A 12,563-nucleotide genomic window follows, 5' to 3' on the forward strand; every position below is an offset into this window, starting at 1 on the left:
ACGAAAAGATTTATTAAGATCCCTAAAAGATCCACTGTTAAAAGGTAAAAGTATCATGTCCGAATTAAATGAAAAATTCGCTTTAGCATGGCAAGGTTTTAACCAAGGTGACTGGCAGAAAAACGTCAACGTACGTGACTTCATCCAGAAAAACTACACTCCATATGAAGGTGATGAATCTTTCTTAGCAGGCTCTACCCCAGCAACTGACTCGCTGTGGGATAAAGTTATGGAAGGGATCAAAATCGAAAACCGCACGCATGCGCCTGTTGATTTTGATACAGATGTTGCTTCAACCATCACTTCCCATGATGCAGGTTACATTACTAAAGAATTAGAAAAAGTCGTTGGTTTACAAACTGATGCTCCTCTGAAACGTGGTCTTATCCCGTTCGGTGGTATCAAAATGGTTGAAGGCTCATGCAAAGCTTACGACCGTACTTTAGATCCAGAAATCAAAAAAATCTTCACTGAATACCGTAAAACTCACAACCAAGGTGTTTTCGACGTTTACACGCCAGACATCTTAAAATGCCGTAAATCAGGTATCTTAACTGGTCTACCTGATGCATATGGTCGTGGTCGTATCATCGGTGACTACCGTCGTGTTGCGCTGTACGGTATTGATTTCCTGATGAAAGACAAATTTAACCAATTCACCTCTTTGCAAGAAAGATTAGAAAAAGGTGAAGACCTACAGATGACTATCCAACTGCGCGAAGAAATTGCTGAACAGCACCGTGCATTGGGTCAAATGAAAGAAATGGCTGCAAAATACGGTTACGATATTTCTGCACCAGCAACAAACGCGCAAGAAGCAGTACAGTGGACTTACTTCGGTTACTTAGCCGCAGTTAAATCGCAAAATGGTGCTGCAATGTCATTTGGTCGTGTTTCTACCTTCTTAGACGTGTATATCCAACGTGACTTAGAAGCTGGTAAAATCACCGAACAACAAGCGCAAGAATTAATTGACCATTTAGTCATGAAACTGCGTATGGTACGTTTCTTACGTACTCCTGAATACGATGAGCTGTTCTCTGGCGACCCAATCTGGGCAACTGAATCATTAGCAGGTATGGGTCTTGACGGCCGTACTCTAGTAACGAAAAGCACATTCCGTTTCCTGAACACACTGTATACCATGGGCCCATCTCCTGAGCCAAACATGACTATCCTGTGGTCAGAAAAACTGCCAATGAATTTCAAAAAATTCGCAGCAAAAGTGTCTATCGATACCTCATCAGTTCAGTATGAAAATGATGACCTAATGCGTCCAGACTTCGACAACGATGACTATGCAATCGCATGTTGCGTCAGCCCAATGATTGTTGGTAAACAAATGCAGTTCTTTGGTGCGCGTGCAAACTTAGCGAAAACCATGCTGTATACCATCAACGGTGGTGTTGATGAAAAACTGAAAATGCAAGTAGGTCCTAAACATGCACCAATCATGGACGAAGTCCTTGATTTCGATACTGTGATGAACCAAATGGACCACTTCATGGACTGGTTGGCAACTCAGTACGTCACTGCACTGAACTGCATCCACTTCATGCACGACAAATACAGCTATGAAGCTTCGCTGATGGCGTTACATGACCGTGATGTTTATCGCACCATGGCATGTGGTATCGCGGGGCTGTCTGTTGCTGCTGACTCACTGTCCGCTATCAAATATGCGAAAGTTAAACCAATTCGTGACGAAGACGGTATTGCTATCGACTTCGAAATCGAAGGTGAATACCCACAATTTGGTAACAACGATTCACGTGTTGATGACATCGCGTGTGACTTAGTTGAACGTTTCATGAAGAAAATTCAGAAACTGCCAACCTATCGTAATGCGGTACCAACTCAGTCAATCCTGACCATCACCTCTAACGTTGTGTATGGTAAGAAAACAGGTAATACACCAGATGGCCGTCGTGCTGGTGCACCATTTGGACCAGGTGCAAACCCAATGCACGGTCGTGACCAAAAAGGTGCAGTAGCTTCACTGACTTCTGTTGCTAAACTACCATTTGCTTACGCGAAAGATGGTATTTCTTATACTTTCTCTATCGTACCAAATGCGTTAGGTAAAGATGACGATGTGCGTAAAACGAACTTAGCGGGTCTGATGGATGGTTACTTCCACCACGAAGCGTCTATTGAAGGCGGTCAGCACTTGAACGTTAACGTCATGAACCGTGAAATGCTGTTAGACGCAATGGAAAACCCAGAGAAATATCCGCAGCTGACTATCCGTGTATCTGGTTATGCAGTGCGTTTTAACTCACTGACTAAAGAACAACAGCAAGACGTTATTACTCGTACTTTTACAAGTTCAATGTAATAATTAGCTCATTAAAATAAAGTAAATTAAAGACCCCGCTTTATGGGGTCTTTTTATCTATACTGTCAGTTAAAGACTACAAATCACTATTTCATGCATAAAGTCTTAGAAGTATGACGGATATTTTGGAGTACCTGCTATGTCTGCCGAAATTATTACAACAACCGATATCACTAAAACAGAATCGCCAGCAACGTTAGGCCGTATTCATTCATTTGAATCTTGCGGCACTGTTGATGGCCCTGGCATTCGTTTTATTGTCTTTTTCCAAGGCTGCTTAATGCGCTGCTTGTATTGCCACAACCGCGATACTTGGGATACCCACGGCGGCAACATTGTCACCGTCGATGAATTAATGAAAGAGGCGGTCACCTATCGTCACTTTATGAATGCAACGGGCGGCGGTGTCACCGCTTCAGGTGGTGAGGCTATTTTACAAGCAGAGTTTGTCCGTGATTGGTTCCGTGCCTGTAAGAAAGAGAATATCCATACTTGTTTGGACACTAACGGTTTTGTTCGTCGCTATGATCCTGTTATTGATGAACTGATGGATGTCACTGACTTGGTGATGTTAGATTTAAAACAAATCAACGATGATATTCACCAAAAGTTAGTCGGTGTCTCCAATCACCGAACGTTAGAATTCGCACAATATTTAGCTAAACGTAATCAAAAAACGTGGGTGCGTTATGTTGTTGTACCAGGCTGGAGTGATGATGATCATTCAGTACATCTGCTCGGCGAATTTACGAAAAACATGGGTAATATCGAAAAAATCGAATTATTACCTTACCATGAACTTGGTAAACACAAATGGGAAACCATGGGTGAAGAATACAAGCTTGATGGAGTTAAACCACCATCAAAAGAAGTGATGGAACGCGTCAAAAGCATTCTTGAAAGTTATGGGCACAAAGTCATGTACTAAATAAGTTGAGGCTCAACATTGAGCCTCTTCTTTATTTGCCATTATTCCTATTTAAATAAAGGCAAATGGCCAATAAGCTGAGTCACCGCCTTTTTATTTCCCACCAGCCCAATACCCGCTAACTGAATATTTTTATATTCATGCTCTGACAACTTTTGCTGGTACTCACCATAAGTGCGACACGATTGCGCCAATAGACTAAAAGGAATGATATAAATTTCACTTTCTTTTAATGCAGCTTCTTCTATGTCTTTAATATACTGCTCTGGTGATTTTAAAATCGGTAAAGGGGCATAAATCACCCCTGGATAATGAATATTATCTGCACTGTTTAAATCTTTCCCCACCATATTGTTTACTTTATTTCCTAAGCTCACACCAATTACACTGGCGGCATTCATTGCAAGCCCGTTAGATAAATCCTGATTAACCACGATAGCGCAGCGATGCTCAGCTGGATTAAATATCATTTATGTCCCCTACTGTTTTTAATTGTGTTCAATTTCCCGATAATTATGGCATTTAAAGAAAGAAATAGGCTTTCTAACTCAGCTATGGCAAGCTTATTATTCGGTAATTTTTTTCTCTATTTGGTCAATAATAGGTAGGAATATTCATTTATGGCAATTGATAAGACAGAAACAAAAATTCTTTCACTACTGCAAGAGGATGCACGGATCACCAACCATGAACTGGCTGAAAAAGTAGGCATGTCCGCCTCACCCTGCTGGCGGAGAGTTAAAAAACTTGAAGAAGATAATATTATTCAAGGTTATCGCGCTATTCTAAACCGCAAAAAAATTGGCCTTGGTGTTATGGTGTTTGTACGTGTGATTATTGATAGTGACAGCGAGGCAGAAGCGCAAAAATTTGAACAGGAAGTCAGCGAGCTTGAGAACGTTGTCGCCTGTTATAGCATTGGTGGTGATACTGACTTTTTACTACAAGTGGTTTCTCATGATTTAGATTCTTACGCTGATTTTGCCATGTCAGTTATTCGCAGATTGCCAGGCATTAAAGAAATGCAAAGTATGTTTGTATTAAAAGAAATCAAGCCACTCGATGCATACCCTATATCTATTTTTGAATAACTTACCGACGCTTACCTTATTCTTCATAATGGTTATTAGTTATATTTTATTCCACACAATAACCATTTTTCATAAAAAACCATCCTTGTTAAAGTTAAAATAACCCTATATTTAACCAAAAAACACCAAACTAAACAGTCTATAAATTCAATATCAAATGAGTAATGACCTTATTACCCTAAAAAATGTTGTATTAAGAAAAAGTTAATCAAAAATACCTTACCAGAATAGTCTGCTTTATAATGTATTCACTTATCTGCATACTACTGCCGATAAAGTAAAAGAGTGCATATAAACTCACAAACTTTTTATAATAATTATTGCTAATTCACTACGACAAATAGGTTCCTTTTTTATCATGAACAATGAAAACTTCAGTGCAGATAACAACCCTGCACCTAACACTAACGCTCAAACTCAAGTTGATACTTTTGTTTTTCACGCTGAACCTCGCGCTGTTGATGCGGGTGAAGGTGTTAACTGGATCAGCCAATCATGGTCTCTGGTTAAAGAAAAATTGGGTATGTGGATCTTAATCAATATCGTATTGTTTGCATTGATTCTGATTATCTCCATGATCCCATTCTTAAACTTACTGATCACCTTTATTACTCCAATCTTTGTTGGCGGTATTATTGCTATCAGTGAAAATCAGCGTAAAACTGGACAAGCAGAAATCGGTTTACTGTTTGCGGGTTTCCAAAACAAATTCGGTGCACTGTTTGCGGTTGGCGCCATTAACTTTGCAGCAAACTTAGTCGGTATGATCATCGCTTTCATCATTGGCGGTTCTGCGATGTTTGGTTTATTAATGGAAAGCAACCAATACGGATCACCATCTGATGCGGCTATTTTAGCGTCCTCAGGTTCATTCTTCTTTGCTATTATCGTGATGGCTGTCGCTGGTTTAGTGGGTACCGCATTAACTTGGTTTGCCCCTGCTTTGGTTATGAACCACGATTTCACTGTTGGTGCTGCAATTTCAGCTAGCCTACAAGCAGTTAAGAAAAATATCCTGCCAGGCATCCTATTCTTTATCGTTCTGTCTATCTTAATGATTATTTCTGTGATCCCATTAGGCTTAGGTTTATTAGTTTCTATGCCAATTATGTATGTTTGCTATTACAGCAGCTACCGTAGCCTGTTTTTCTCACAAGTTAAATAAGCCAATAAACATGATGATTTAAAGTCATCATTTTTAGAGGGGAAGCACTTGCTTTCCCTCTTTACTATCAGCCTCTAATTCACTTATATTCCTTGAATTAAACGAATAACTTCCCTTTATAAATTGGAGTGCTACCCGTGCATTTTGATATTACCGATTTAAAACTGTGCGTAAATGTCGCCAATGCAGGAAGTATTACTCATGGGGCAAAGTTGACCTATATTACGTTGCAATCCGCCAGTGAACGGATACGCGGCTTAGAAAATGAATTAGGCGTTAATCTATTTACCCGCTCAGCGAAAGGTGTTGCATTATCCGATGCCGGTTATGCATTTATTGAACATGCAAAAATCATCTTACAGCAAATTGAATTGATGCAAGATAAAATGCAGCAATACAGCCGTGGCTTACGCGGGCATATCAATATCCTATGCAATACTTCAGCACAGATGGAATTTTTGCCGTCTCGTCTTCATGCTTATTTACGCCAACAACCAAATATGTCTGTTTCAGTAAAAGACATGCCAAGTGCGAATATTGTAACTTCAATTAAAAATAAAGTTGCAGATGTCGGTATTATTGCTGATTCTGTCGACTTGGCAGGGCTTGATACTCGTCCATGTAGCTCAGATGAATTAGTGGTATTTGTTCATAAAGATAGCTTATGGGCTAACCAAAAGCGTGTTTCATTTGCGGACATTATTGGTGCTGAGTTTATTGGCTTAACAGAAGATAACCCGTTACAAACCCATATTGATGATAATGCTAAACAGCAAGGCCAACGGCTTCATTACCGTGTACATATGCCTACTTTAGACGCTGTAATGCAAGGGGTTAACCAAGGTATTGGTATTGCTATCATTCCGCGACAAGCCGCACTGCGCTATGGCCCCTCCGACACCCAAATATTGCAACTGGCTGAGAATTGGGCGCAGCGAAAATTAGTGATTTGTGCACGCGACTTCAGCCTATTACCTGATTACACCAATGAATTTATTGATTTTCTAATTAACTGGCAACCATGATCACCCATTGTTTTGCCATATAAATCCCCAGCCCAATTAAACCGATAAAAAAACAACGCCGAAATAGCTTTTCACTAATAACCCGCCGAAAATATTGTCCAAGATACATCCCCACAATAGCGGGTATTAAGGCAAAGAAAGATAGCCCCCAATCAATATCATTTTGCTGGTGGTCTATGGATAATTTGATTGCCAGTGCCACTGTTGATGCTGTAAACGCTAGCCCTAGCGCCTGAATAAGTTCATCTTTATTTAATTTCAGTGTTTGCAAATAAGGTACCGCAGGGATAACAAATACCCCCGTTGCTGCCGTGATCACCCCAGTAAAGTAACCAATCGTTGGGGAAAGCCATATTTCATGTTTCTCGAACGATGGCATTTTTTTAGCCATTATTCCCCATCCCCCATAGATAATCAGTACAACACCCAATGCAGGTAATGTCCAAGTGGATGATGATGTTAATGAAGGTAAAAAACTCAACCATGTTCCAAGCAACACCCCAATCACAAACCCACTGAGTCGTTTCGCTAACGCCATAAACTGTGGCCCAATCAATAATTGCCATATATTGGTGACCAAAGAAGGAATAATCAGCAAACTAGCTGCCACTGCGGGCTCCATTACGGTACTTAATAATCCCATTGCAATCGTTGGTAGCCCTAAGCCGATCACGCCTTTTATAACCCCTGCCAATAGAAAAACACCAATGACTATTTCCACCTATTCGACTCCAATAAACTCAATTTACCGTTAGACTAACGACCTTCGCCGAAGAGCGCTATTTGGAAAATACTGAGGCGGGATCAGGTAAAATCTGAGAGGGGTTTTCATTAGAAATCGCGAAACTGAGTCATAAAAAAAACCGCCACTGTTACCAGCCGCGGTTTATTTATAAAAGGCGTAACCGAAATTAACCGATATACTCTAGCCCTTTCATATATGGACGTAATACTTCAGGCACTTCAATACGGCCATCTGCTAATTGGTAGTTTTCTAAAATTGCGACCAATGTACGACCCACTGCTAAACCTGAGCCATTCAATGTATGAACGAGTTGAGTTTTCTTATCGCTCTTACCACGGAAGCGTGCTTGCATACGACGCGCTTGGAAATCCCACATGTTTGAACAAGAAGAGATTTCACGGTAAGTATTTTGCGCTGGCAACCATACTTCTAAATCGTAAGTTTTACGTGAACCAAAACCGATATCACCAGTACATAAAATCACTTTACGGTAAGGTAGGTTCAGTAATTGCAGCACTTTTTCAGCGTGACCTGTTAATTCTTCCAGTGCATCCATCGATTTTTCAGGATGAACAATTTGCACTAACTCAACTTTGTCAAACTGGTGCATACGGATAAGACCACGGGTATCACGGCCATAAGAGCCCGCTTCTGAACGGAAGCATGGTGTGTGAGCAGTCATTTTCAGAGGAAGTTTATCCTCATCTAAAATTTCATCACGAACCAAGTTAGTCACAGGTACTTCAGCAGTTGGGATCAACGCATAAGTGCTGCTATCTGCTTCTTCTTCCAGTGGTTTAGTGTGGAATAAGTCCTCACCAAATTTTGGCAATTGACCTGTACCATACAACGTATCATGGTTAACCAAATACGGAACATACAGTTCTTGATAGCCATGTTGCTCAGTATGTAAATCCAACATAAACTGTGCTAACGCACGGTGCATGCGGGCAATTTGCCCTTTCATCACAACAAAACGCGCACCTGTTAGCTTAACCGCTGCAGGGAAATCTAACCCCCCTGTTAATTCACCAAGGCTAACGTGATCGCGAACGTCAAAATCATACTGGCGAGGCTCGCCCCAACGTGCAACTTCGACGTTATCAGAGTCATCTCTGCCATCTGGTACTTGGTCATCTGGAATATTCGGGATACTTAAAGCAATATCACGGATTTCTTGTTGCAGCTTGTCTAACTCTGCTTTCGCAGCATCCAATTTTTCGCCTAATTGGTTAACTTCCAGACGTAATGGCTCAATATCTTCACCACGAGCTTTAGCCGCACCGATAGTTTTCGATCGCGAGTTACGGTCTGCTTGCAGGGTTTCAGTTTCAACTTGTAAAACTTTGCGGCGTTCTTCTAATTCACGCAGCTTTTCCACATCAAGGGTAAAACCCCTGCGAGCCAGTTTTTCAGCAACCGCGTCTAGCTCCGTACGCAGTAAATTGGGATCGAGCATGCTTATCCTGTGAGTATTGTGAGTAATAGATAATACTTTTGATGATGCATTCTAGCACCATCAATAAAGTAAAGTATTTCGCTATATAACCTTACCGCATTGCCCAGTTTAGCGGTAGCGTTTTGTGGTACTAATTTGATCCTGTTGGGCTAACCAGTCTAATTTTTCAGCAAACTTGCTTTCCAAGCCACGTTTTGTTGGGTAGTAATAACGGCTTGCTTGCATTGGTTCAGGGAAATAATTCTCACCCGCAGCGTAGGCATTTGGCTCATCATGGGCATAACGGTATTCTTGGCCTGCTCCCATCTCTTTTAAGAGCTTTGTTGGTGCATTGCGTAAGTGATTAGGCACATCATAATCAGGCTGCATTTGTGCGTCTTTAATTGCAGCCTTATATGCCGTATAAACCGCATTACTTTTAGGAGCACAGGCTAAATATACAATTGCTTGAGCAATAGCACGTTCACCTTCTGCTGGCCCGACTCGTGTAAAGCAGTCCCAAGCAGAAACTGCCACTTGCATCGCGCGGGGATCTGCATTCCCGACATCTTCGGAAGCAATCGCTAACAAACGACGAGCCACATACAGCGGGTCGCCCCCTGCCGTAATGATCCTTGCATACCAATACAATGCCGCATCTGGTGCTGATCCACGAACTGACTTATGCAATGCAGAGATCAGATCATAAAAACGGTCACCTTTGTTATCAAACCGCGCGGTACGTTCACCACTCACTTCTTTGAGTAACTCTGCCGTTAAAATTCGCTGGCCTTGGCTATCGGCTTCAGCCATATCCGCCATCATTTCAAGTAAATTTAGCGAGCGCCTTGCATCCCCATTAACGAGCTGAGCTATCATCTTGCGTGTACTATCGGGTAACACAATATTTTGCCCACCAAGCCCACGGGACGCATCTGCTAGCGCTTGTAATAACACTTGCTCAATATCGTCCTCTTCTAAGGACTTGAGCAAATAGACTCTTGCACGGGATAATAATGCTGAATTTAATTCAAATGAAGGGTTTTCAGTCGTCGCACCAATAAAGGTGATCGTGCCATCTTCAATATGCGGTAAAAAGGCATCCTGTTGACTTTTATTAAAACGATGAACTTCATCCACAAACAGAATCGTTCTACGCCCAGCACTGCGGTTTTGGCGCGCTTTTTCGATGGACTCACGGATTTCTTTAATACCTGAAGTCACCGCAGATATACGTTCAATATCCGCTTGAGCATAGTGACCGATAATTTCTGCCAGTGTCGTTTTGCCTGTTCCTGGTGGCCCCCATAAAATCATAGAATGCAGATGCCCAGCCTTGATTGCTCGCGGCAATGGTTTTCCTTCCGCCAGCAGATGCCGTTGACCAATGTATTGCTCAAGGGTTTCGGGCCGCATACGCGCCGCTAAAGGTTGAAATTCATTCTGCGAAAAATCGAGAGACAGGTTACCCACAATATCCTCTTTATTGCCGCTTAAAAGCAAATAACTGACTCGCTAACCACCAGCAGAAAATACTAATGGTTAACGATAATAACAAGTTTAAGGCTTATTTAGCACTTGAACGTTGATCGTCTAACGTTACGCCTTTCGGCACTGTAAACTTAAACTTACTGGCATCAACACGGCCATTTTTTTGCTGTTTTAGCTGATAAGCACTGGTTTGCCCATCTTGCTCAACCGCAGAAAATTTCTCAATAGTCCCTTCTGGGGAAACCGTAATTGAGAATTTTTTCAACGTGCCGTTGGTTTGCTTAGGTTTAAGATCAAAAGTATTACCTTGCTGAATGATTGAGTATTGTTTCCAATCTTTCGGGTCATTACGCGTGATCAATAAAAATGGGGTATCCTGCGTTGCATCCGCTAAGTTCGTCACAGTCACTTGCTCAACAAATGGGTTATAAAACCATAAATTCTTGCCATCAGAAACTAACACGCTTTCGTCGGGAGAAGTCATGTTCCAGTTAAATAAGTTAGGGCGCTCTAACCATAAATCGCCGACGCCTTCTTGAACAAGATCGCCCTCAGGGCTAGTGACCTTTTGTGAAAAACTGGCTTGGAAACTATTGACCTTATTCAGTCGTGCCTGAAGGTCTTGACTCGCATCGGCCAGCACTTGGCCGATATGTAAACTGAAGGCTAATGCACCTAACAACATCATTTTTTTCATCGAACAAAGACCTTAGTATGATTACCTTAAGAGGCGTGATGACGTTATACACCCCTCAAATTAAACCCGCAATTAGCACCTTAAATTATTAATTTGCTACCCACTTTTAATGCCCCATTGATGGCGGCGCAAGCACTTCTCGGTTTCCGTTATGCCCCTGTTCACTGACAATGCCTTGGAGCTCCATTTGTTCAACAATTCGCGCGGCACGGTTATAACCAATACGGAATTGACGTTGAACACCTGAAATGGAGACACGTTGTTTGTCAACAACAAATTCAACAGCTTGGTCAAATAGTGGGTCAAGTTCTTCACCACCACCATCATAACCACCACCTTCACTATCATCACTGCACGTTGTGATGCTATCAATATATTGCGGCTTACCACGCGCTTTCCAATCATTTACCACTGCATGGACTTCTTGGTCACGAACAAAAGCACCGTGTACACGCATTGGGATTGATGAGTTAGGTGGTAAATAAAGCATATCACCCATCCCCAATAACGACTCTGCACCACCTTGATCGAGGATGGTACGCGAGTCAATTTTGCTCGATACTGTAAAGGCAATACGTGTTGGAATGTTGGCTTTAATTAACCCAGTAATGATATCAACTGAAGGACGCTGAGTCGCGAGAACCAAGTGGATACCTGCGGCACGGGCTTTTTGAGCCAGCCTTGCGATCAGCTCTTCCACTTTTTTCCCTGCAGTCATCATCAAGTCTGCGAACTCATCCACCATAACGACGATGTAAGGTTCTTTTTTCAGCATTGGATGTTCCGTTTCCATGCTGTCCCCTGGTTTCCAGAATGGATCAGGGATCGGACGCTGCATATCCGCCGCAGCTTTAATTTTTTCGTTGTAACCTGCTAAATTACGAACCCCCAGCGCAGACATCAGTTTATAACGGCGTTCCATCTCATTGACACACCAACGCAGTGCATTCGCAGCGTCTTTCATGTCTGTGACAACCTCTGTCAATAAATGAGGAATACCTTCATAAATAGAAAGTTCCAACATTTTTGGGTCGATCATAATAAAGCGCACATCTTCAGGTTTCGCTTTATACAAGATACTGAGGATCATCGCATTGACCCCAACCGATTTACCTGAACCTGTCGTACCCGCCACTAATAAGTGTGGCATTTTAGCTAAATCCGCGACAACAGGATCACCCTCAATATCTTTACCAAGAACAATCGTCAGTGGCGATGGATTTTTTCTAAAATCATCGCAATCTAATACTTCACTTAAATAAACGGTTTGGCGCTTTTCATTTGGTAGTTCAAGCCCAACATACGGTTTCCCTGGTATCACTTCAACAACTCGTACAGCAACCGTTGACAATGAACGCGCAAGGTCACGGGATAGTGTCGAAATACGCGCAGCTTTAACACCAGGCGCTAAATCAAGCTCAAAGCGGGTGATAACTGGCCCTGGAGAAAAACCGACAACCTCCGCTTTCACTCGGTAATCATTTAACCGTGCTTCAATCAGCCTTGCCGTTTGCTCTAATTTAAACATATCCACTGGCTCTTCTTGCTCTGGTGGACTTGCCAATAAATCAAGAGAAGGCATCGGCGTTGTTGGTTTTGGTAGTGGTTGATCATTACGCACCAAGAACGGGTGGAATAAGCTATC

General features: G+C 42.0%; 11 protein-coding genes. 5 read left to right on the forward strand and 6 right to left on the reverse strand.

The features are described from left to right. The first annotated feature begins 55 nt into the window (after nt 1-55). Together pflB and pflA are read left to right on the forward strand one after the other, a co-directional pair. Nucleotides 56-2,338: a formate C-acetyltransferase gene (gene pflB / locus PR808_RS04190; protein WP_206085456.1), complete on the forward strand. Its 2,283-nt coding sequence runs from the start codon at nt 56-58 to the stop codon at nt 2,336-2,338. Nucleotides 2,339-2,477: 139 nt separating this feature from the next. Next, nucleotides 2,478-3,266, forward strand: coding sequence for a pyruvate formate lyase 1-activating protein (gene pflA / locus PR808_RS04195; RefSeq protein WP_206085455.1), 789 nt, complete (start codon nt 2,478-2,480; stop codon nt 3,264-3,266). A gap of 47 nt (nt 3,267-3,313) precedes the next feature. Here pflA and PR808_RS04200 read toward each other — a convergent pair whose 3' ends face one another. Then, nucleotides 3,314-3,736, reverse strand: a complete 423-nt coding sequence (locus PR808_RS04200; RefSeq protein WP_272538767.1) for a DUF2000 domain-containing protein — start codon at nt 3,734-3,736, stop codon at nt 3,314-3,316. A 150-nt stretch (nt 3,737-3,886) separates the two neighbouring features. Between PR808_RS04200 and PR808_RS04205 the strand changes: the two genes are divergently transcribed. The 3 genes from PR808_RS04205 (at nt 3,887) to PR808_RS04215 (ending at nt 6,547) form a co-directional block, all read left to right on the forward strand. Continuing rightward, a complete protein-coding gene (locus PR808_RS04205) occupies nt 3,887-4,357 on the forward strand; it encodes an Lrp/AsnC family transcriptional regulator (RefSeq protein ID WP_206085453.1) in 471 nt (156 codons plus the stop codon). A gap of 358 nt (nt 4,358-4,715) precedes the next feature. Further along, a complete protein-coding gene (locus PR808_RS04210; RefSeq protein WP_206085452.1) occupies nt 4,716-5,522 on the forward strand; it encodes a BPSS1780 family membrane protein in 807 nt (268 codons plus the stop codon). A 137-nt stretch (nt 5,523-5,659) separates the two neighbouring features. Then, a complete protein-coding gene (locus tag PR808_RS04215) occupies nt 5,660-6,547 on the forward strand; it encodes a LysR substrate-binding domain-containing protein (RefSeq protein ID WP_272538768.1) in 888 nt (295 codons plus the stop codon). Here the strand turns inward: PR808_RS04215 and PR808_RS04220 are convergent. From PR808_RS04220 to PR808_RS04240, 5 genes are all read right to left on the reverse strand, one after another. Beyond that, nucleotides 6,531-7,268, reverse strand: a complete 738-nt coding sequence (locus PR808_RS04220) for a sulfite exporter TauE/SafE family protein (protein WP_206085450.1) — start codon at nt 7,266-7,268, stop codon at nt 6,531-6,533. The genes PR808_RS04215 and PR808_RS04220 overlap by 17 nt on opposite strands. Nucleotides 7,269-7,458: 190 nt before the next feature. Continuing rightward, nucleotides 7,459-8,751 (reverse strand): serine--tRNA ligase, encoded by a 1,293-nt coding sequence (gene serS, locus PR808_RS04225; protein ID WP_206085449.1) that lies wholly within the window; start codon nt 8,749-8,751, stop codon nt 7,459-7,461. Between the two features lie 108 nt (nt 8,752-8,859). Further along, nucleotides 8,860-10,203, reverse strand: coding sequence for a replication-associated recombination protein A (locus PR808_RS04230; protein ID WP_272538769.1), 1,344 nt, complete (start codon nt 10,201-10,203; stop codon nt 8,860-8,862). 94 nt (nt 10,204-10,297) lie between these two features. Further along, a complete protein-coding gene (gene lolA, locus PR808_RS04235) occupies nt 10,298-10,918 on the reverse strand; it encodes an outer membrane lipoprotein chaperone LolA (protein WP_206085447.1) in 621 nt (206 codons plus the stop codon). Between the two features lie 106 nt (nt 10,919-11,024). Beyond that, on the reverse strand, nt 11,025-12,563 hold a 1,539-nt coding region (locus tag PR808_RS04240), incomplete at its 5' end, for a DNA translocase FtsK (protein WP_272538770.1).

It is taken from the genome of Providencia sp. PROV197, assembly GCF_028479625.1.
Classification (GTDB): Bacteria; Pseudomonadota; Gammaproteobacteria; order Enterobacterales; family Enterobacteriaceae; genus Providencia; species Providencia vermicola.